Source organism: Membranihabitans marinus, from assembly GCF_021729155.1.
GTDB lineage: Bacteria > Bacteroidota > Bacteroidia > Chitinophagales > Saprospiraceae > Membranihabitans > Membranihabitans marinus.
Window position 1 is genome coordinate 16,971 of record NZ_JAJQYA010000037.1, and the last position, 22,010, is coordinate 38,980.

13 protein-coding genes are annotated in these 22,010 nt (G+C 36.4%); 10 read left to right on the forward strand and 3 right to left on the reverse strand.

The annotated features are described in order from the left end of the window. Positions 1-68: 68 nt before the first annotated feature. A complete protein-coding gene (locus LVD51_RS17150) occupies positions 69-1,319 on the reverse strand; it encodes a T9SS type A sorting domain-containing protein (protein WP_236972593.1) in 1,251 nt (416 codons plus the stop codon). A gap of 466 nt (positions 1,320-1,785) precedes the next feature. Between LVD51_RS17150 and LVD51_RS17155 the strand changes: the two genes are divergently transcribed. Further along, entirely contained in the window at positions 1,786-3,066 is a 1,281-nt protein-coding gene (locus LVD51_RS17155) for a hypothetical protein (protein ID WP_236972594.1), read from the forward strand. 154 nt (positions 3,067-3,220) lie between these two features. Continuing rightward, the gene (locus LVD51_RS17160) at positions 3,221-3,916 is read left to right on the forward strand and encodes a GDSL-type esterase/lipase family protein (protein ID WP_236972595.1); all 696 of its coding nucleotides are present in this window, start codon (positions 3,221-3,223) and stop codon (positions 3,914-3,916) included. A 57-nt stretch (positions 3,917-3,973) separates the two neighbouring features. On the opposite strand, the gene LVD51_RS17165 is transcribed toward LVD51_RS17160, so the two are convergent. Beyond that, the gene (locus LVD51_RS17165) at positions 3,974-4,549 is read right to left on the reverse strand and encodes an RNA polymerase sigma factor (protein ID WP_236972596.1); all 576 of its coding nucleotides are present in this window, start codon (positions 4,547-4,549) and stop codon (positions 3,974-3,976) included. A gap of 165 nt (positions 4,550-4,714) precedes the next feature. Here LVD51_RS17165 and LVD51_RS17170 point away from each other — a divergent pair, with 165 nt between their 5' ends. From LVD51_RS17170 to LVD51_RS17185, 4 genes are all read left to right on the forward strand, one after another. Continuing rightward, entirely contained in the window at positions 4,715-5,665 is a 951-nt protein-coding gene (locus LVD51_RS17170; RefSeq protein WP_236972597.1) for a FecR family protein, read from the forward strand. Between the two features lie 51 nt (positions 5,666-5,716). Beyond that, a complete protein-coding gene (locus LVD51_RS17175; protein ID WP_236972598.1) occupies positions 5,717-9,193 on the forward strand; it encodes a SusC/RagA family TonB-linked outer membrane protein in 3,477 nt (1,158 codons plus the stop codon). 34 nt (positions 9,194-9,227) lie between these two features. Next, the gene (locus LVD51_RS17180) at positions 9,228-10,988 is read left to right on the forward strand and encodes a RagB/SusD family nutrient uptake outer membrane protein (RefSeq protein WP_236972599.1); all 1,761 of its coding nucleotides are present in this window, start codon (positions 9,228-9,230) and stop codon (positions 10,986-10,988) included. A gap of 217 nt (positions 10,989-11,205) precedes the next feature. Further along, positions 11,206-12,897 carry an amidohydrolase family protein gene (locus LVD51_RS17185; RefSeq protein ID WP_236972600.1) on the forward strand — a complete coding sequence of 564 codons (1,692 nt, stop codon included), beginning with the start codon at positions 11,206-11,208 and terminating at the stop codon, positions 12,895-12,897. A gap of 75 nt (positions 12,898-12,972) precedes the next feature. Here LVD51_RS17185 and LVD51_RS17190 read toward each other — a convergent pair whose 3' ends face one another. Next, the gene (locus LVD51_RS17190) at positions 12,973-13,503 is read right to left on the reverse strand and encodes an RNA polymerase sigma factor (protein ID WP_236972601.1); all 531 of its coding nucleotides are present in this window, start codon (positions 13,501-13,503) and stop codon (positions 12,973-12,975) included. 179 nt (positions 13,504-13,682) lie between these two features. On the opposite strand from LVD51_RS17190, the gene LVD51_RS17195 reads away from it, so the two are divergent. From LVD51_RS17195 to LVD51_RS17210, 4 genes are all read left to right on the forward strand, one after another. Beyond that, positions 13,683-14,642, forward strand: a complete 960-nt coding sequence (locus LVD51_RS17195; RefSeq protein WP_236972602.1) for a FecR family protein — start codon at positions 13,683-13,685, stop codon at positions 14,640-14,642. Positions 14,643-14,685: 43 nt separating this feature from the next. After that, complete coding sequence (locus LVD51_RS17200; protein WP_236972603.1) at positions 14,686-18,330, forward strand: SusC/RagA family TonB-linked outer membrane protein; 3,645 nt, start codon at positions 14,686-14,688, stop codon at positions 18,328-18,330. Between the two features lie 18 nt (positions 18,331-18,348). Continuing rightward, positions 18,349-20,076: a SusD/RagB family nutrient-binding outer membrane lipoprotein gene (locus LVD51_RS17205; protein WP_236972604.1), complete on the forward strand. Its 1,728-nt coding sequence runs from the start codon at positions 18,349-18,351 to the stop codon at positions 20,074-20,076. A gap of 682 nt (positions 20,077-20,758) precedes the next feature. Then, a complete protein-coding gene (locus tag LVD51_RS17210) occupies positions 20,759-21,997 on the forward strand; it encodes an alpha/beta hydrolase family protein (protein ID WP_236972605.1) in 1,239 nt (412 codons plus the stop codon). Positions 21,998-22,010 lie beyond the last annotated feature (13 nt).

Here is a 22,010-nt window from a genome sequence, read left to right on the forward strand (position 1 = left end):
TACATTTCGTATTAAATAGATTGAAAGCTGCTGGTTCGAAAATTCTTTTTCAGAGATCGAAACTGAGATCATTCTAATTTTACCAGTTTTTTGGGGATTAAATGGTTGTCGATATTTATAATAAGGATATAAGTCCCATTATTGAGATGACTAATGTTCCATTCCGTTTGATTGTAAGTTTTGGAAACCTGTTGGCCATTTAGATTATAGATTGAAATTTGGAGATCTTGATAGGGTTGACTAATATCCACTTTAAGTAATCCCTTCGATGGATTAGGGTAGAGATTCACTCCTACTTTGACGGGAAGATTATCTTCGTTAGTCGATAGAACAGAACAAGTGTCTGATGGGGTAAATGCGGAATCGGCCCATGAGTTGAAATCCTGCATAAGGCTGTCATGAGTTCGATGTTGAAATTCATATGGCCAAGGTTCAATATATCGAATACCCAATTGTTTGGCTTGAATAAATACCGAGCCATAATCACTGTTTTGAAATCGCTCTTCTTGGTTTGATCTTCCAATGACTTGGGCATATTTATCACCAGGAAAATTTTTAATAAATTCAAGTAATGCCGGTTGGTATGATGTTTTACCCGATATCCACCACATCCCTAGACCGAGTCTATTGCATAGACTTTCATTGTTGTACAAATTATTGATTATAGCAGCGGGAAGTAAAGTGTCGCGATCGATCTCATGCACTTCGAACACAATGGGTTTATAGGGGAAGGCATGGGCAAAGGCCATGGCTGTATTTCGAGCCTGATCCATCCACTTTTGGTTTGTAAATCCATCCGTGGTAAAGTTAACCATATTGACTCCATTTAAATGACCTTCAATGCCATTTACCGTCATTTGGGTGACGTAAATATGGGACAGAAGCGAATCGGAACTATATTGATTTCCCAATTGTGCAATTAAGCTAGTTAATTTTTCGGCACAAGTAGGGTCCCACCACAATGGCAATCGCCAGTTTTGACCCTGGTACTGAAAATTATGATATTCAACATTGAGGGAGTCGATCAACCAATTTGGGCTGCCAAAGGCCCCACCAGCAATGGCCAACGCGTATTTTAATCCTTTTGCTTTTACCGCATCAATTTTTTGGTTCAATAAGGAAAAATCATACTCGTCTGGTTTGACTTCAATATCCGACCATTTTTCGATTAGTAAAACACCTCTAACTTCTTCGTGTGTGAGGACAGATGGGTGAGTCCCATTAGTTCCTGCAAAGCAGCCAATTGGTTTGTCAATGATCTGAGCAAATGACAATATGGGGAGTAAAATGAATAAAGGGTTAAGAAGTAATTTTATCATATGGGGATAATGGTTTTAGTCATTAATTATTCAAAAATATATGCTATTGCTTATGCGACTTAACTTAAATGTTCTATGTCACAGTTTACCCCATTATTGTGAATCGACTGATTTCAAATGTACTTGATTTGTTTCCTTATTCCAAAACATCGTTAAGATATTTGTGGCTATTCTTTATGATTGTGTTGGTGTTAATAAATAAATAGAATCAACGATATATTTTTGATGGGATTAATCCTTCATTCTTCACAATATTTAAAAACATTGGTTTAACTTGGTAAGCCAATACAATAGATGGTTTAGGATAGGTTATAGACGGTGTAAATCTTGGATTTACGACCCCTATTATTAGGAGACTTGGTGATTGCTTCAGCATTCCTTGTGAAAAGAGTATAGTGGTATAATATTTTTTGCTTGAAAGATTTTTACAAGTATTTTAAGTTGATATTTTAATTAAATAGAAACCATGGAAATTAAAAAAAATAATGATCGTCGGCAATTTTGTAAACTTGCCACGGCTGTTGCAGGTGGTATAATGTTGCCAGGTATAGATGTTTGGGCCGGCAGTAATGCATTTCAAATTGAAGGTAGTGGATCAACTCCTCACTTTTATTATCGAAAACCATCGAATATTCCATACGTCGATTCCCAAAATAAAAATATGGCCTTCGCTTTTAACGAATCTGAAGTCCTATTTTCTATTGACAATAGCCATACTTGGAAATATAGAAAAGCATTTCCAGATGCCCAGAAAATAACTTTTAGCCATATTTTTGATAATGGTAACGTCCTTTTTGCCACCGATCAGAAAATTTATTTAGGCAAAAAAAGACTGAAATCGATTAAGGAAATCACGGTTAAGGACGTGGATGGCTCTGACTATATCCCCCATACTCCCAAAAATCCAGAAAACCCGGGGTGGTATTTTCATACCATTGCCGGGGTCAATTCATGGCAAATTGATGGCAAAGAAATCTTGGTTTGGGGCACCTATGCCAATGTGAAAGGTGGGGCAACTCCACTCAATATTTATTACTCTACGGATAATGGAAAGTCGGTAAAAATTGCCTATTCATTTGGACAAAATCCCTATTTTTCTGATAATGGATCTGCCGGTGGGGGATTGGATGGAAATCTGATCGGAAATGCCAACAACCCGATTATTTGTCGACATATTCACTGTGTGGCCTATAATCCGGCTGAAAACGCTTTTTATGCCTGTACTGGAGATCGGAATAGACCCAATGAAGATGAAGTGCATTGGTTGAAGGGCAGATATGATGGTTCTAGTGATACATGGGATTGGAAGGTTATTCTTTCGGAAAAGTGGAATTCGAGATACAAGGCAGGTGGGATAAATTTTGTCGATGGTCAGATGTATTGGATTAGTGATGCCAATGGAGAAGAACCCTATGACCGGGGGATTTTTCGATGTGACCCAGCTGATCTTGCCAATCCCGAGGCTCACACTATGTTATTTAACCCTAAATACGAGTCTTCTCGAATGATTATTCAAGATGGTTTTATCCTTGCCGTACAAATGGCTGTGGCATCTCCTTATACCCTTGGTTTTGTAGTTTCGCCCGACTTGGGCAAGACTTGGGTGGAATACGATATTCAGGATTTTGGTCCTTACTCTCCATCACGCATCCATAAAATGAACGACGAAGGGTGGTTTCGCTGTGATTTGAGGAAGGGATGGATCGATCGAGCGGAATATATGTTTTTAAAACCCAAGAAGGTATAATTGTTAGTGGAGATGAATTCATTGGGTTCGATTATTAATAATTGCGATATTCTCAATAATTAATCGACGATGTCGAATATATTCTTAGTAATAAACATCAGATTTAATAATCGTAAAAATGAAAACAAGACAAATAATTTTAATATTCTTAATAATGAAAACTATAACAGCCTTTGGTCAGCCAACGTTTGAAGTATTGAATCGAGGAATCAACGGAAATACAACCGCAGATTTATTGCAGCGCTTGGATAAAGATGTGATTGCAGAATCACCTGACCTAGTAGTGATTATGGTGGGGACCAATGATATGTTGAACACTGACAGGATGATCTCTTTAGAGGATTATCTGCTCAATATGCGGACAATATTGAAAGCATTAAAAGAACATTCGATTGAATTTGTATTGTTAAGTCCTCCGCCCGCAGATACTGTTTATTTATTTCAACGTCACGATCCTCATAAATTTTCATTGCCTCCCAATGTGAAATTAGAAAAGGTTGGAAATGGGTTGAAAGATTTATGTCTGGAATTCAATAGTTTGTTTATTGACGTTCACGGTTACTACAAAGAAAACGGACTTCCGGATCACAATCGAGATGAAATTATAATGAATGAAAATAATAACAATGCTAGAGATGGAGTGCATATGACGAAGGAAGGAAATGTCTTTTTGGGTTCTTTTATTTTTAAATCTCTGTTAGAAAATGATAAACTTAAAAGTAATTCCAGGATCCTATGTTTCGGGGATTCTATCACTTATGGATATCGTATGATTGGCGAAGGAACATCTACTGGGGATACTTATCCCAGTGTGTTGAAGAATGCTATGCAAGATTATTTTCAAGAGTAGGATGCATTCAATCTATGGTTAACTCGCTTTTTTAAAAGTCCTATATTTTATTATTAATTATAATTGAGAGAGGCTGTTACATATAACCAATACTAGGAACGCATCATTGGTTGTCATTAATTCTTTGATCAAAAATTTGCCTTTGGTCAAGTGGTTTTGAACGGTATTGACAGAAATGTGCAGTTCGGCAGCGATTTCTTTAAGAGATTTATCCATGATGAACTTCATTTTAACCACCTTTTGGCATTTCTCTGGCAATTGTTCAATCGCTTGTTCTAAGGCAGAAAGCTGAATTTCACGCAATAAGACTTCATCGCTTTCCATTTCTTCACGAAAATAGAATTGGAAAAATTTTTCTCTTTTTACAGAGTTTTTGGAGAGGGTTTTTAGGTAGGTTATGGCTGTATCTTTGCTGATTTTATAGAGTAAACCCACTATATTTTCATATTTCAGTAAAGATTCCCTTTTTTTCCAAAGCGTTAAAAATACTTCGGCGGTGAGGTCTTCTGCTGCGGCAGGATTGTGGACGATGGATTCGATATAGTGATATACTCGATCTATATTCTCTTGGTATATAGTTTCAAATGTTTCATCGAGGTCTGGTAAAGACTTCCTTAATTCCCAATCTGCCATTAAGTTAAGGTTTTATTATTTTTTTCAAAATTACAATAGTATTTGGGAATATGAAATAAGGCTAAAAAAATTTTGAAATCAAATAGTACATCGGTATATGATTGTTGGTATATGAGTAGGAATGTGTAAAAAAGATGTTGAGGAGTCATTAAAGTAGACCAAATTATGTCAAAATATTATCAAAATTTATTTGAAAAATTTCTAAATCGGAATATCTCTCCCCAAGAGTTGGAGGATTTACTGAATTGGATTAATGAAAATGAAAATTTTAATGATGTTGAAGTTTTAAAGAAAATTTGGGTCAATCTCGAAAAATCTGAAGCGATAGATGGATCTAAGGCTGCTAGAATACAGCATAAATTGCAAAGTAGAATTCGACAGCATGAGTCAAATAAAAGAGCTAAAATTCGAAAGTGGACTTCGCATTGGCCTCGAGTGGCAGCTGCCATAGTATTACTTATTGTCTGTGGATTGGGATATTATCTGAATACTCCGGTAGTGATTAAGGCTGATTTTGGTGAAATTGTTGAAGTGGTACTGCCCGATCATTCTGTGGTACGTCTTAATGCCAATTCACAAATCAGTTATCCTCGTCTGTGGAATAGACAGGATGTTCGAAATTTATCCTTGGACGGTGAAGCTTTTTTTGAGGTAAGTAAAGATTTAAAAGACCATAAGAAATTCATTGTTCATACAAAGGATTTAAGTGTAGAGGTCTTGGGTACAGTGTTCAATGTCAATGCTAGGAATAAATCAACTAAGGTTTTTTTGGAAAGTGGTTCGGTAAAACTCAATGCCCTCAACAGGGAAGGTTTCTTGATGATGGAGCCAGGAGAAGAGGCTGGCTTTGACGACAATGGGGAATTGGCTAAATTGAAAATTAATAATCCATTGAATCATGCCGACTGGAAAGATGGTTCGATGACATTGAAGGATAAGGCTCTAGCAGAGATTTTAAGAGAATTTGAAATAGTTTTTGGTCAAAAATATCATGTTGAAGACGAAGTCTTACTCAATCAATCATTTACTATTGTATTTCCGATAACGGATGAAAAAAAATCTCTAGAAATATTACAGAATTTGGTTGGTCAATCAATCATAATGGATAGGAATTAAGGGGATTGCAACTGCAGTCCAAATAATACAGGATAATTTAAAAAGTAGAAGATGAAATTAATTAAACTTAATTTAAGGGGTATTCTATGCGTAATACTCTTTACAATGACGCTGTCACAATCTTATGGAAAAGAGGATCAATTTCCAGATTGTGATCCATGCAAGCTGGAAATAGCATTAAACAGTTTGAGTGAACATTATGCAGTATTGTTTTCATACAAGACGAGCTTGGTGAAAAATGTTGAAGTATCTTTTAGGATCGATGAAAAGGAGGATTTTGATGCGGCTTTAAACCGATTGATTTCTGGGCTTAATCTAAAGTATAAGCCCATCGATTCCAAATACTATTTATTATACGCTCAAGGCAGTGAGAACGATAAAAACGTCAGACGTATGGAGCGAAAAATTAAATCCCTGCGAAGTTTGGAAAATGAAACTGGGATTAAATTGTTCCGTAAAAATGAAGACAATAGTTTGACCTTGCAAAATATATACGAGTCCGCTCAATTTCAACAAACTGGTATTGAGGTATCTGGGACGGTAGTCAATTCAGAGAATGAGCCACTCATTGGGGTCAATGTTTTGGTCAAAGGAACAGACAATGGAACCGCGACCGACTTCGATGGCAAATTTATTCTAAAGAATGTAGAGGAAGATGCGGTCTTAGTGCTTTCGTATATTGGATACGTATCGCAAGAAATTGCATTAGCCGACAATACCTCTCTAACAATAGTCTTACAGGAAGATTCTCAAACCTTAGACGAGATAGTGGTTATAGGATATGGAACCCAGAAAAAAAGTGACTTAACGGGATCTGTTTCGCAGATTGATGCTAAGTCCTTTGAAAATCAAAGTATGACGCAGTTTTCTGATATGATAACTGGTACAGTAGCCGGATTGAATACCAGTCAGAATACTTCGGCCAAAGGGGGTAGCTCACTTCAAATCAGAGGCCCGAAATCATTGAATGCCGCTACCAATCCCATGATTGTGTTGGATGGATCTATTTACAATGGTAGTATCAATGATATTAATCCAGCAGATATAGAATCTATTGATATTTTAAAAGATGCTTCCTCGGCTGCCATATTTGGAGCAAGGTCAGCAGCTGGTGTGATTATAGTGACTACAAAAAGAGGAAAGTCAGGGAAACCAGTTTTTAATTTTTCAGGAAGTACGGGGATTACTGAGGTGAACAATGACTTAGAACCATTTAGTGCATTGGGGTATCTTGATTTTAGAAGGGATGTTTTAATTGACATGCAAACCGGAAATCCCAATTACTACTTTTTTAATCCCAATCAACTTCCAGACGGAGTTAGTTTGGATCAATGGCGGAGTGCAAATAGTAATTCTCAACAGGATAATGAACAAGAATGGTTAAGTCGACTTGGATTTTTTGATATAGAGATTGAAAATTACTTGGCTGGAGAGACTGTAGATTGGTATAATGAAGTAATCAATAGAGGAATAAGACAGGATTATAATATAAGTATAGGTGGGGGATTGGGTAAATCCAATTATTATTGGTCGATAGGTTACACCAACAACGAAGGAGTGATTCTCGGAGATAAATTTTCCACGTTGAGATCAAAATTAAATTTTGATTTCGAAGTTACAGATTGGTTGGATATAGGTATGAATGCCCAGTTGGCGCAAAGTGATGAAAGTGGAGTGCCGGCAAGTTTGTCTTATATGTACTTAATGAGTCCATATGGCTCGATATACAATCCAGATGGTTCACTAAAGTGGTATCCGAACGATTATAATGTTCAAAATCCACTTCTTAATTCAGCGCTTCAGCAAAGACTAAATCAAAATACTTCCTTGTTTGTCCCTTTGTTTGCAAAGTTTAAACTTCCATTTGGGATTGATTATAAATTGTCATTTCAACCGCAATATGTTTTTGGAAAGAGTTATAATTTTTGGCCATCAACTACCATTGTTGGAGGATCGAGTCATTCCAAAGGATATGGTACTAGGTACGAAGCTTCGAGTTTCACTTGGATATTGGATAATCTAATCCATTGGACCAAAGAATTTGATGTTCACAGTTTCGATTTAACCTTGTTGTATAGTTCAGAAAAGGCTAAGAGTTTTTCTTCGAATACGACGAATGAGACCTTTCTCCCCAATGAAAATCTATTGTACAATGGATTGCAGTTTGGGACTAATCCTTCTATATATTACAATGATCAGCAAGTTAATGGTGATGCTGCCATGGCGAGATTAAATTATACTTTACTCGATAAATATTTGGTTACAGCATCAATCCGAAGAGATGGTTATTCTGCGTTTGGAAAGGAAACGCCTCGAGCGGTATTTCCCGCTTTAGCTTTGGCTTGGAAAATATCTGAAGAAGAATTCTTCAATGTCGATTGGATCAGTCAAATGAAGATTAGGTCTTCCTGGGGTATTAATGGTAATAGATCTATTGGAGCTTATTCTGCTTTGGCTCAGGTTAGTTCAAATTTGTATTTCGACGGTACGAATACGCAAATAGGAGTTCGAAATAGTTCATTGGAAAACTATGGCCTGGCGTGGGAAAAGACGGAGTCCATCAATGTTGGACTTGATCTTGGCATCTTTCAGAATCGAATAGAATTAAGTGCAGATTATTATGATATCACGACGAACGATTTGTTAATGAATCGATTATTGCCTGCATTGACTGGATTTGATAACATTACTACAAACCTGGGAGAGTTGGGCAATAGAGGATTTGAATTTACTTTGAATTCGTACAATGTCGTTAGCTCTAATTTCAATTGGGAATCAGATTTTACATTTTCACTTAATAGAAATAAGATTAAAAAGTTATTTGGAGATTACGAAGAAGTGGTTGTCGATGGTCAGACAATAAGTCGAGAAGTACCTGATTACTCTAATGAATGGTTCCCTGGAGAAGCTCTCGATAGAGTTTGGAATTACGATGTTGTAGGAATTTGGCAGGCGGATGAGGCCGATGCAGCGGCTCAATATCGGTTAGAGCCAGGGGATTTTAAAGCCGTCGATGTCGATGAAAATGGAGTTTATGAAGCATTGTCGGATAAACAATTTATCGGATATAGTGCTCCTCGATTTCGATTTGGATTGAGAAATCAATTTACGTTTTTTAAATATTTTACGGCATCTCTATTTATCCGTGCTGATTTGGGACATCTCGGTGCATTTGGTGAAGCTCTCAACAATGGAGGTGCAACTTATGATAAAAGAAATCGACAAGCCATACCGTATTGGACACCTGAAAACCAAAGCAATGACTATGCTCGATTGTTGACCAATACTACTTCTTTTGGAGGGGGGCTGATGATCTACCGTTCTCGTTCCTTTGTGCGAATTCAAGATTTTACTTTCTCATACAATCTTCCAGAATCGATGATGAGTAATATTAAGCTTCAAAATTTGCGCTTGTACGGATCCATTAGAAACTTATATTCCTTTGACAACTGGCCTGGCTGGGATCCTGAATCTGGAAATATTCCTATGCCAAGGAATTATAGTATAGGCCTCGCTTTCTCATTGTAATATATAGTATTAAAATTTATATAAAATATAAGTCATGATAAATATCTTTAAAAGTAACTTGACATCAATTTTTGTTCTATTGCTTTTCGCTTCATGTACGAGCGAATGGTTAGAGCCAGTACCTCTTTCTTTTCACACTCCTGAAAACGTATATACTGATAAGGCCGGTTTTGAATCTCTTCTCGTCACGATGAGGAAAAACATGAAAAAACAAAATACAGGCCATATGAATTATTTGGTAATGGATTTTGCAGCCTCCGATCTTGGATCTCCTTGGTCTCAACTCGATTATTATAAATTAACCCCCAATTCAGATAGATACTATAGATTTTTGGATGAATTTAATGAAGTTTATGAGTCTATAAAGGATGCCAATGTATTGATATCTAGAATTGATGACATTGAGTGGGATGTAGAAGCGGATAGAAATGCCGTTTTAGCAGAAGGATTATGGCATCGCGCATACTGGTATTATCTCCTTGTAAATGAATATGGAGATGTTCCTTTTGTAGGAGAAGAAGTAACTGATGCCAAGCTCGATTTTACAACAAATAGCAGATGGGCCATCCTCGATAAAATTCAAAAGGATGTGGAGTTTGCTGTTGAATGGCTTCCTGAATTCACCAATCCCGGGGTGATCTCTCGTGGTGCTGGTTATCATTTATTGGCAAAAATTTATTTAGCGAATGCCAAATTTGATGAGGCTATTTCCGCTACCACTAAGGTGATTGACGATAGATATGAGTTGATGACAGAACGATTTGGTATCGATCTAAACGATAGTAAACGGAATTTGATTTGGGATCTTCACAGACCTAAAAATTTTAATTTGCCCAACAATACAGAGACCATTCTGGCTACCGTAGATAGATTTGAAGCACCTCCAGAAGCTAAATCTTCTGGGTTGTACACCATGCGGATGTATGGCCCTACTTGGCATTTAAGTTTGACCAAAGATAGCGAAGGGAAGAATGGAATGGTGGCTAGTGGATTGCAATATGATAGTCTGGGAAGAGGAAATGCCAATGTTCGTCTCAGTCCATATTATCAGTACGGTCTATGGAATACGGATCAGGATCATTGGTCCAATACGACGGATATGAGGCGAAGTGATCTCAACTGGGTGGATAAACATGAATACAAATACAATAACCCCTCCTCAGTTGATTTTGGGAAGCCGGTTAATCCAGATTATTTTCTCAATCCTCTCGATACAGTCTTAGCTCTGTATGCTGTCCCTCACTATATATTGTACGTACCTATGGATGATAAATCTGCAGTTCCCGTTGGTGGAAATGGGGATTGGTATGTATTTAGATTAGCTGAGACTTATTTGTTGAGAGCCGAGGCTTATTTTTGGAAAAATGATTTGGCTAATGCCGCTCGCGATATTAATATGGTAAGGGAAAGAGCTCAGGCCATTCCAATATCGGCCGATGAAGTCACCATTGATTATATATTTGATGAACGGGCTCGTGAATTGTTGGCTGAAGAACCTCGTCATGCAGAATTAACTAGGGTATCTTACCTATTAGCTAAAATGAATTTACAGGGTTATTCCCTCGATAATTTTAGTGAGAAAAACTATTTTTACGATAGAGTAATAAAGTATAATATCCTGTACAGTCAAAATATAAGTTACTTTGGTAACGATGCCGCAATTGCGCCATTCCACGTGCTTTGGCCAATTCCCGCATCTGTGATTTTGGAAAATACCCTAGGAGTGGTGAATCAAAATATTGGATATGATGGGGCTGAGAGAAACATTCCTGCTGATACCTCACCGATTGAATAGGCGGTTGATTTATGCTATATGATTTTATAATTGACCAATGTTAACCACGTGGTCAATTCGTAAAAGAAATATTTAAGTTAAGCCCAGTAATCTTCTATTTGATAGATTACTGGGCTTAACAAATTAGGCTAGAAATTTTGAAAGTAGCCATGTATAATTGGTAAATTTGAATGAGTTCGGAATTTTCTAACCTCGAATTTTAATACCTCATTGATATATGCTTAGTACAACTAATATTTTGAAGATATCCATTACTTCCGTTTTTAGTATAGTATTCTATTTTACTGGAAATTATTTGCATAATTCTGGAAATAGAATAGATTTTAAATCGGTTAAAGATTTAGTGGAGGTCGATGCCCAATCTACGGCAATACTAGATGAGAAACCCTTTGTGATTGATGTAAATGTGGGTTTGGGAAGGTTTACAAATGGTATAGGGGCGGATTTTCCCAATACTGAATCTAGTTTAGAACATCTGGATAAGGAAGGGGTAGGGACAGCCGTGATTTACAGTGTGCTATCTAGAGAAAGCGATGCTGAAGAAGGCAATGCCATTGTGATGGAAGAGTATGAAAACCATCCGGAATTGATACCCAGTTCTGTGATTAATCCCTATGAAACAAATTTAGAGGAAGCTTTAGCCGATATGGATAAATACAATATCCAAATTGTTAGATTATTTCCCGTTGTAGGGCATTATTCGGTTTATCCTTCAATTATTGGTCCCGTGGTGTCAAAACTTCAAGAAGCCAATAAGATACTATTTATTGATTTCGAAGCGGGGCATTGGTCCAGCGATGCCATTAACTATGATGGTGTTTTTCAACTTAGTCAGGCCTATCCCGAGATACCTATTGTCCTTATTGGACCTACCATAACCGGGACAAGAAATTATGTCAACCTGCTTCGTGAATGTGAAAATGTATATTTGGAAATTAGCCAAATGTTCCAGCCGGAAGAGGTTTATCGATTGGTAAAAAAAGGCTATGGCAAACGCTTGATATTTGGCTCCGATTTTCCAATAAGAAAACCGGGGGCCTTGATCAATATGCTTTTGAACAGTGGGTTGTCTCAGGATGAATTAAATAATATTTTTTCACAGAATATCTTAAACCTATTGGAAAAGCCCTCTGCCTCCAAATCCTTTTCTATGCCGGATTTTGAGGATGAAAAAATTATCGACTTACATGTGCATCAGGGTAAAATTAATCCTACGGTAACAGGTACTGAAAAGGCTGAAGATATAGTGAGGAATATGGATCGTTGTGGAATAACGGCAGGCATAGTTACTTCGATGTGGAGCATACATGGAGATGTGGCAAGGGGGAATAAGGCCGTAAGTGAGGCTTGTGCTGCATATCCAGATCGATTGTATGGATATATTACTTTGGATCCTAAATATCCTGAAGAAGTTAAAAGTCAATTGGAATTGTATGGAGATAATCCTTCTTTTAGGGGGATAAAATTGCACGCTATTCAAGGAGTGGATATCAGTGATCCTAGACATGATATTATCTTTTCATTTGCCGACAAAAAAGGATGGGTATTGTTGTGTCATGCGAGTAATGATTATAGAAAATGGGATAAAATATGTGCCAACTATAGAAATGCCAATTTTCTCATTGCTCATTCGGGAACTGGGGATCCCAAAGTCCATTCAGTACTTCAATTAGCGGAGTTGACTAAAAAGCATAAAAATTTGTACTTCGATACCGCTGGTTCGGGAATGCCTCCCATGGCATTGGAGCGATTGGTTGAAGTCGCAGGAGTAGACCATGTTACCTATGGTAGTGATTATCCAATGTTTGATTTTTCATATGAAACTGGGAGGATTCTATATAGTTCCCTGACTAAAAAAGAAAAGAATGCGATCTTGTATGAGAATGGCAGAAAGTTACTTGGCTTGTAAAAATATTTTAAGGTCTTTTTTACTCAGCCATCCAAAGGGCATCTTCTTTCGGCCATTATTAAAATGCATTTGGTACTATACCGCACATTGCATAAATAAAATGATAAAGGAAAGAGTATCGAGGTTTGTCTTTTCTCTGAGATATTTCATCGCGTAATACAATTGATTGCGAACCGATTTATTGGTAATATTAAGCTGCTCAGCGATCTCATCGTGGGAAAGTCCTTTGTCTCTGCTGAGCTGAAAAATTTCTTTTTGTCTTGCAGGTAGTTCTTTTAACAATTCATTGAGGGTGTTTTGATATTCTTTATGGATGATATTATCTAATGCTTTTGGAGAATGAATTTTAATATGTTGAACAATGGCATTGCGATATTCTTGTTCGCTTTTTGCTTTTCTCAAATGATCTATTACATGATTTTTAGCGATGGTAAAAACAAAACTGTCCATATTTTGAACCGTTTTCAATGTATTTCTGCGAATCCATAATTTCATGAGTACATCTTGGGTAAGATCCTCAGCAACAGTGGGAAGTTTTATATTCTTGAGAAAGAATGCATAAATTCTTTTTTCATAGATTTTAATGATTTCTTCTATTGGGTTCATTTTTCATGAAATTATTATTTCTCAAATATAAAAAAGTGTGGTGTAATTCATTGGTTTGATAAATATTTAAAAAATATTAAAATACAAAGGGACAAATGTAGGATATTTACGTCTACCCGATAAATATTTGTAAAACGTTAATAATAAGTTAGCAATATGCTCATCAACTATTGAAAGGAATGACAGAAAATACCAAAAATACCAATCATTTTGAGATGCTTTATAGAAAGTATTTAAACGATGATATTTCAGTTGAAGAGTTTCATGAGATGTTAAAATGGGCCGACAATGAAAAAATAAAAGAAATTATTGACCATCCAATTAGGGAAAATTGGAAAGAAATAATAGAACAATACCCCATATCGGAGACTCAGTTGTTAGTGCCAGATAAAAGGAAAAAGGTTTGGAATATTATCGGTTGGTCGGTAGCAGCATCAATTATGTTGTTGGTTGCTACCACACAATGGATGTGGAATCGTGAAATAGTTTGGGAAGAATACTCAACCGGCAATGGGGAGACACGATTGATTCATTTATCGGATGAGAGTAAGGTTATTCTGAATGCTAATTCAACCATACGATGGAATCCGGATTGGGAAACAGAGGGGCAAAGGAAAATTGATTTGGTCGGAGAAGCATTTTTTGATATTACCCATGTGGATAAAATACCTTTAACGGTTCAGAGTAGCCATGCGATGATTGAAGTATTGGGTACTTCATTTAATGTTCGAGAAGATGCCTTGGGTACTGATATCTATTTACACGAAGGTAAAATTAAACTAGACCTCAGTGGAGTAGAGGGAGATTCATCTCAGATGGTGATGAAAAGTGGGGATTGGGTGGTGAAAGAGTTGAAAAGTCCTAAAGTAAAGGTACAGAGTGATGTTTCAAAAAGGGATGCCGCTTCATGGACAGAAGGCGAATTGAGGTTTAGGGACCAATCTTTAGGTGATATATTAATCCAGCTGGAGCGAATATATGGCAAGCATTTTTTAGTCGAAGACAGCACAATGTTGTCCATGGTCATGGATTTGGGCGTGCCTTATGCCAATTGGGAAGTAATGAGCAGTGTGCTAGAATTGTCACTCGGTGTTGAAATTGAAGAAAGTGAAGAAATTGTCAAACTCAAAAACAAGTAACTTCAGAATTAGTAAAAATTAATTGACTCAAAATAATGTTAAAATGAAACGAAAATTCACCATGGGCTTCCCAATGGTAATAGGACTGTTGTGTCTATGTCTGCTGGGAATACAGGAATTAAAATCTGAGACACTTGATGTTTCTCATTATGCGTATAATAAAGAAAAAAAATCTTTACTTGAATTGATCCGGGAATGGGAAATGAAATACGATGTTTTGTTTTCCTATGATCGGAGTATAGTAGAATCAGTTGATATTGATGTTCCTGATAAAGAAATGGATAGCATTGATGATTTACTTCAATTAGCATTAGAAAAGACAGATTTGAAATATACCATTTTAGAAAATAGGTATGTGGTTTTGTATAAGAACGATGCTGGAGGGATTAAGTCATTGGAAAATATGATTGAACATTTAAATAGAATCATTGAAACTGAAAAAAGGTCTCTGGCTAGAAAAAAAATAGAGATTGATCATCAATTTGAGACGATAAAGCAATTGGATCAATTAGTTCCACAGCAGGTAGAATTCAATGTTTCAGGGCAAGTAGTTAATGCTGTGGGTGAGCCATTAATAGGGGTCAATGTATTGATTAAGGGCAGAGATATAGGAACGGCCACTGATTTTGATGGAAATTTTGTTCTCAGTGATGTAGATGAAAATGACATCTTAGTTTTTTCTTATATTGGATATCAGTCCCAAGAAGTTGCTATTGCCAGCAAATCTGAACTAAGGGTAACCTTATTAGAAGATTCTCAGACCCTGGAAGAAGTTGTGGTAACTGCTTTGGGAATGAAAAGAGAGAAAAAGGCATTAGGGTATGCTGTGGGTGAAATTACTACTGAAGAAATAAACCTTGTTCCACAGGAAAACGTATTAAGTGGTTTGTCCGGAAAAATAGCAGGATTGGATATTAGGCGTGGGGGTAATGATTTAAATAGCGAAATTTATGTAAACATTAGAGGGAAAACATCTTTAACTGGTAACGATCAACCATTGGTTGTGATTGACGGATCACCTATTGGCGGGACTAATGTTATGGGCGATATTAGTGCTATGGATATTGTAAATATATCTGTATTAAAAGGAGCTAGTGCAGCAGCATTGTATGGTTCGCGAGCTGGAAATGGGGTGATATTAATTACGACCAAGTCAGGAAGTAATGCTAAAAAAGGAATTGGTGTAACGTTTAATACCACGACTACATTTAACACTCCGTATAAATATATGGATTTGCAAAACAGGTTCACTAATGGGCAAAAAAATCAGTTCGATGAAGCTACATGGCAACATTGGTACGGACCAGAGGAAGGAACTCCAGCCGTACAATGGAATAGTGACGGTCAAGAAGTGCCGTTGCAGTTTTATGATAATAGTTTACAGGATTATTTTAAAACAGGTATAACGACGATTAATGATGTAAGTATTTCGGGTGCTAATGAAAACGGAAGTTTTCGTCTATCATTATCTCATTTGCAAGGAGAAGGATTTACCCCTGGCACTGAACTTAAAAAAATTGGAGCCAATTTAAGTACTAACTATAAAATAACTAATAATGTATCTATATCAACCAATATCAATCTCTCTAATCCAAACTCAAACAACTATCCTATTCAATCTTTGGGTGGAAATGACCAATATTTTGATATTTACAATATTGCTCCTCATATTAATATCAATGATTTAAAAGATAATTATTGGGAAGTGCAAAATTCTCAGCAGCGGAAAGTGACAGAGGGGTATAATAATCCTTGGTTTTCTGCAAATGAAAGAAGAAATACTTTTGATAAGTTGAGAGGTTTTGGAAATATTAAATTAGACTGGGAAATTACTCCTGGTTTAAAAGCCATGGCTCGAGTTTCCAATAGTAGCAATAACAATAAGACAGAGATTATTAGACCGTGGTCCTTTGATGGCTTTGGAGCGAGTAAACCGTTTGGGTCTTATGAATTGAGCAGCACCAATTCAAGAGAAACCAACATAGATGCACTATTTTCTTACCAGAAACAATTAGGGGATTTACGCATAGATCCTTCTGTGGGGGGAAATATTCTCAATTATAGGAGTAATTCAATTAATTCGGGAGGTGACAATTTAGTTTTGCCAAGTCTGTATACATTGTCAAATGTCGAAAGAGGAGGTTTGTCTTATGAAAGTGCTACGTATAAAAAAGCCATATATAGTGTTTATGGTATGATCTCCATGGGTTATAAAGATTTTGTGTACGTTGATGTAACTGCTCGTAATGATTGGTCAAGTACTTTGCCCAAAGAAAATCGATCGTATTTTTATCCATCGGTCTCAGCAAGTGTGTTGGTGTCGGAGTTTGTCGACATGCCTCAATGGATATCTCTTTTGAAATTTAGATCTAGTTGGGCTCAGGTAGGAAAGGATACGGATCCCTATTTAATAAACCCTTCACTTACACAAGGGTATTGGGGGAATGATTTTACTTATTCATTGCCAAACAGTATGCCCAATACAAATTTAAAACCAGAAATTGCCACTTCTTACGAAGTAGGAACAGATGTTAAATTATTTCACGGCCGATTAGGTTTTGATGCTACCTACTACAAAACGCAGAATAAAAACCAAATTTTAAATGTTGCCGTATCTCCGTTAACAGGGTATACTAGTACGACTATTAATGCTGGAAATGTTGAAAACTATGGTGTAGAATTGGGTTTAAACATCGTTCCTATTAAAACAGAAGATCTGATTTGGGACTTAAATTTTAATCTTACCAAACAGCGAAATAAGTTGGTTGAATTGGTAGATGGTATTGACCTTGTTTCATTTGGTGGAGGTACAGACATGGGAGCTTTTACAAAAGTAGGAGGTGTCATTGGAGATTTATATTCACCTTATGTTAGAAAAGTTGAAGAAGGCGAATACAAAGGTTGGAATTTATTAGATGCTAATGGAAGATGGGATGTAGATAGAACTAGAGAAAATCAGATCAAAGTGGGTAACTTTAACAACGATTTTACGGTGGGTTTCAACTCATCTGTGTCCTATAAAAGATTCACCCTATCGGCAAGTATAGATTGGAGACAAGGAGGTGATTTTTTCTCGGAATCTATGAAAAGAATGGCTCGTTCTGGAAAGATTGAAAGTTGGAATAATGGAATAAGTACCAGTACTTTTACCGGAGTTCTAAATGCTAATTCCTTTGGAGGGGATAGAGATGCTTTGGCTGATGAAATTAAATCTAATCCAGTTTATAGAGATAACAATGTTTGGGTTGGGGGTAGAAATCAAGATCTTGGAGGTTTTCTTTACAATGGAAACTACAATGGTGCTTTCTTTCCAGGTGTGATTGACAATGGAGACGGAACTTATACCGAAAACTTTGGAGGTCCAGAAACAAAATTCTTTGATGCTTATCGAGTGGTTGAGTCTAGTGGAAGTTTTTGGCGAACTGGAAGTACGTTTATGTACGACGCATCTTTTGTAAAATTGAGAGACATTACACTTACCTATCAACTTTCAGAAAACAGCGCGAAATTGATAGCTGCTCAAAATATTTCAATTTCTATATATGCAAAAAACATTATGCTATGGACAAAAGCAGATATCGGTATAGATCCCGAGTTGGCTTTTAACAATGGAGATCAAGGTTTTGAAAAATGGAACCTTGCTCCTTGGTCTGCACCAATTGGAATTAGACTTAATGTTAGTTTTTAATTTATAAATACTGAAACAATGAATAATTATATAATTACAATTTCAATAGCATTTATCACTCTTCTTGCTAGTTCTTGTAGTGAATCTTTAGACGAAATCAATATAAGTCCAAATACACTGCCAGACACAGAAGTCGATATAAAATTTGTCCTTACAGGAATTCTTTCAGAATCGGCAAAAATCAACAGTAAGTTGTCTTATGACTGGGGAGAGTTGTCCGCGGCAACTCAATATTTACAGAGAGATTTTACCAGTTACGAGGAAAACAACTATCAATGGGGTGCTGTAAGTTATAGCAACTTTTTTAAACCTCTAAAAGATAGTGAGTATGTTTACCAGAGAGCAGAATCTGAAAAAACAGGTGAAGTAAAAAACTATTATCAGGCCGTAACGCTAATTTTAAAATCTTATCATTTTGGATTTTTAACCTCTGCATTTGGTGATGTACCATATAGCAAAGCCTTGCAGGCAGAAAAAGGAGGTGATGAATATTTTTCGCCTGAATACGATGCTCAGAAGGATGTCTTTATGGGAATTCTTAACAACTTAAAGGAAGTGAATAACCTCCTAAAAAACACATCTATTATTTCAGAGGCTGCAGATAGCGATGTAATGTATCATGGAGATGGACAAAAGTGGAGAAAATTTGCAAATTCATTGCGGTTAAGATTCTTGATGCGTTTGTCAGAAAAAAATGATTCAGACATAAATGTGTCCTCTGAAATAGCCAGTATAGTTAACAATCCTAGTGAGTACCCTATCTTAGAAAATAATTCCGATAATGCTGTGGTTGCGTTTGTCGGTACAGATAGTGAGAATAGTTGGCCAGGTGGGGCTTTAAATTGGAGCAATAGGTCAGAATTTTACAGAAGAAAACCATCTGCAACCATTGTAAATGATTTAATTGAGCTAAAAGATCCTCGTTTAACCAAATGGGTCAAACCTGTTGATGTTCAATTAGCACAAGGAAATTCTAATAGTGTGGTTTTGGAAAATAATAGAATTAAGCGCTATGTTGATATTGATATTAATGCAATAAATAATGATGCTGATTTAGAAAATGACATTAATACTAATTTGTTTGTAGGATTGCCTATTGCTTTAAGTGCGCCTAATGACTATAATCTGGGAGGAACACTAAGTGATGTAAAAAATGATATTACCAGTATCGATGGCAATATTTATCTAAACGCAGCTGCTAATCCACACACTTCTTATTTGACAGATATGTATGCTGAAAACAGTCATGATTTGGTAAAATCTATTTTCATGACATCAGCAGAAGTTCAATTTTTACTAGCCGAGGCCGCAGTGCGCGGTTATGTTAGTAATGATGCCTCTCAATATTACCAGAAAGGAATTGAGTTATCTTTTGGTCAATACCAGATAAATGATGGCGATGGTAACGCAGTTTACGATGTAGCTAACAACACCTTAACCAACTTTGACCAAACAGCTTATTTAGCTAATGCAAAACAAATTTTTGATGACGCTGGTAATAAATTAGAGCCTATTATGCATCAAAAATGGATAGCACTTTGGTTAACTCATGAGTCATGGTTCGATTTTAGAAGGACGGGATATCCAAATTTAAATAGCAATATAATTTCAGGAACAAAAGGTCAAAATACACCAGTAAGGTTTTTGTATTCCGATCCTTTTAATGAAGAAAATATGTTAGAAGCTGTTCAGAAACTACAGCCTAGTACAAATGATCAGTGGTCTAATATGTGGTTGTTGCAATAATGCTTCATTGGGAAATCTGCGATTTCACGAATATTTAATACTGCATTTGACTCACTGTATCATGGTTATGTCAGAAGTTTCGATGGTTGAGTTCTGCAATATGTCTAGCCAAAAGAGTTGTTGTTAGATTAAGTAATGTGGTCAATTCAAAGACGGATTATAGCTTTATCTTGTAAAAATGTATTGGGCTTTGAGTTTTTCTCAAAGCCCTTTTTGATAGTCCAATAATGTAATAGATGTTCGAATGCAAAGATATTGAATTCGCGATCTTGAGTAAATAAGAAACAGATAACTAATATATCTAGAGATGAGCTTTTGATTGGTAGTCAAAATTATGTTAGGTAGGTACTGAAATCTCCGGTCATACTAATATATACTACAGTTGATTGGATCTTACAATGGTATGAGAAGGTGAGTTCAAATAAGTATTGTAGGTATATTAATGTAGATGGAGTTATTCCGTTTTGTTTAACCTTTGAAAGAGGGGGGCAAGAGAGTTTTATTTGATAATGAGTTTGTTATTTTTTGCGAAGAGTCCAAATTTGAACGTTGTGGAATACGTACATAGAGAACTCTATGTATAGAGGAATGATGATGAATTTAGATGCGGATGATGAAGAGAGGATATAGAGTTGATAGTGTTTGATATATAATTATATTATGTTTGAATAAATTCTTTTCCATGAATTATAAATTTATTTTTAGCATTAAAATACTGATTTGTGTTACTTTGCAATTGTCTGCTCAAAATTTTATTATTTCACAGCAAGAAGAATATCGAAATAAAATACGATCCACTTTGTTTGTGCCCGATCAATTGCCAGCGTTAAATTCAAAATCTTATGGAAGCTTTGAGCCTTGTGACGGAGTAATAGCCGAGCGCATAAGTTATAGTACGTCCTATGGTCTGGAAGTTCCAGCAATCTTATACTTGCCAAGTCCAAGACCTACAGGTAAAATTCCTGCATTGGTTATTGTTAATGGCCACGGAGGTGATAAATATTCATGGAATTCTTATTACGCAGGTATGATTTATGCAAAAGGAGGTGCTGCAGTGCTAACCTATGATCAGATTGGGGAGGGAGAAAGAAATATTAATCGTAATTCAGGAACTAGGGCTCATGATGTTTTTGAGGAACCCTCGGAATTGGCGCTGAGGCTGAGTGGTTTGATGATGGCAGATGTTATGCAAGCGGTGTCTTATTTATCAGAGCGCAAAGAAGTTGATAAGAGTAAAATAGCTGCATTAGGACATTCCATGGGATCATTTGTTCTTTCAATTACTGGAGCAGTGGATACAAGGATTCATTCAGTGGTTTTGAGTGGAGGTGGTAATCTTGATGATATTGATGGTTATTGGGATAATAGTAAACAAATGTGCCAAGGTATTCCATATAAAGCATTGCGGTTTTTAGGTGATCGTGCAAAAGTAATTTACTCTTTACAAGTGCTGAGAGGGCCTTTGTATGTATATAATGGTCTGCAAGATAGTGTGGTATCAATTCCAGAATTGGGAACATGGTCATTTTTTGATGACTTATACGATAGAGCATATGATTTGATAGGAGATTCAGTGAAATTATTTGATTATAATTTTGAAGAAGGGGGGCACCGGCCTTATTTTTTAACCAAATCAGTTGGTATTTGGCTTGAAAAACAAATAGACTTTCCAAATTGGACAGAGGAAGAAATTAAGGCAATGGATGTTACCCATATTGGTGAATGGGCAAAGAAGGATAATATTATCGATGGTTATTATGCTAGTGAATTGCATGCGGGAGGCACAAGGGCGTTGGGAGTCGGTATCCCAGTATTGGATAGGGATAGTCTTCATGCTATTCCGTTTAATATCTGGGAGGAGTTTAAGGAAGGATTTGTTTACGAAGGATGGCTAAAAAATGCTAAACTTCGACAGCGCTGATTCTAGATTACGA

Coding starts and splice junctions, on each gene's coding strand:
- LVD51_RS17150 (WP_236972593.1), bottom strand. CDS start 1,319: ATGATAAAATTACTTCTTAACCCTTTATTCATTTTACTCCCCATATTG.
- LVD51_RS17155 (WP_236972594.1), top strand. CDS start 1,786: ATGGAAATTAAAAAAAATAATGATCGTCGGCAATTTTGTAAACTTGCC.
- LVD51_RS17160 (WP_236972595.1), top strand. CDS start 3,221: ATGAAAACTATAACAGCCTTTGGTCAGCCAACGTTTGAAGTATTGAAT.
- LVD51_RS17165 (WP_236972596.1), bottom strand. CDS start 4,549: ATGGCAGATTGGGAATTAAGGAAGTCTTTACCAGACCTCGATGAAACA.
- LVD51_RS17170 (WP_236972597.1), top strand. CDS start 4,715: ATGTCAAAATATTATCAAAATTTATTTGAAAAATTTCTAAATCGGAAT.
- LVD51_RS17175 (WP_236972598.1), top strand. CDS start 5,717: ATGAAATTAATTAAACTTAATTTAAGGGGTATTCTATGCGTAATACTC.
- LVD51_RS17180 (WP_236972599.1), top strand. CDS start 9,228: ATGATAAATATCTTTAAAAGTAACTTGACATCAATTTTTGTTCTATTG.
- LVD51_RS17185 (WP_236972600.1), top strand. CDS start 11,206: ATGCTTAGTACAACTAATATTTTGAAGATATCCATTACTTCCGTTTTT.
- LVD51_RS17190 (WP_236972601.1), bottom strand. CDS start 13,503: ATGAACCCAATAGAAGAAATCATTAAAATCTATGAAAAAAGAATTTAT.
- LVD51_RS17195 (WP_236972602.1), top strand. CDS start 13,683: ATGACAGAAAATACCAAAAATACCAATCATTTTGAGATGCTTTATAGA.
- LVD51_RS17200 (WP_236972603.1), top strand. CDS start 14,686: ATGAAACGAAAATTCACCATGGGCTTCCCAATGGTAATAGGACTGTTG.
- LVD51_RS17205 (WP_236972604.1), top strand. CDS start 18,349: ATGAATAATTATATAATTACAATTTCAATAGCATTTATCACTCTTCTT.
- LVD51_RS17210 (WP_236972605.1), top strand. CDS start 20,759: ATGAATTATAAATTTATTTTTAGCATTAAAATACTGATTTGTGTTACT.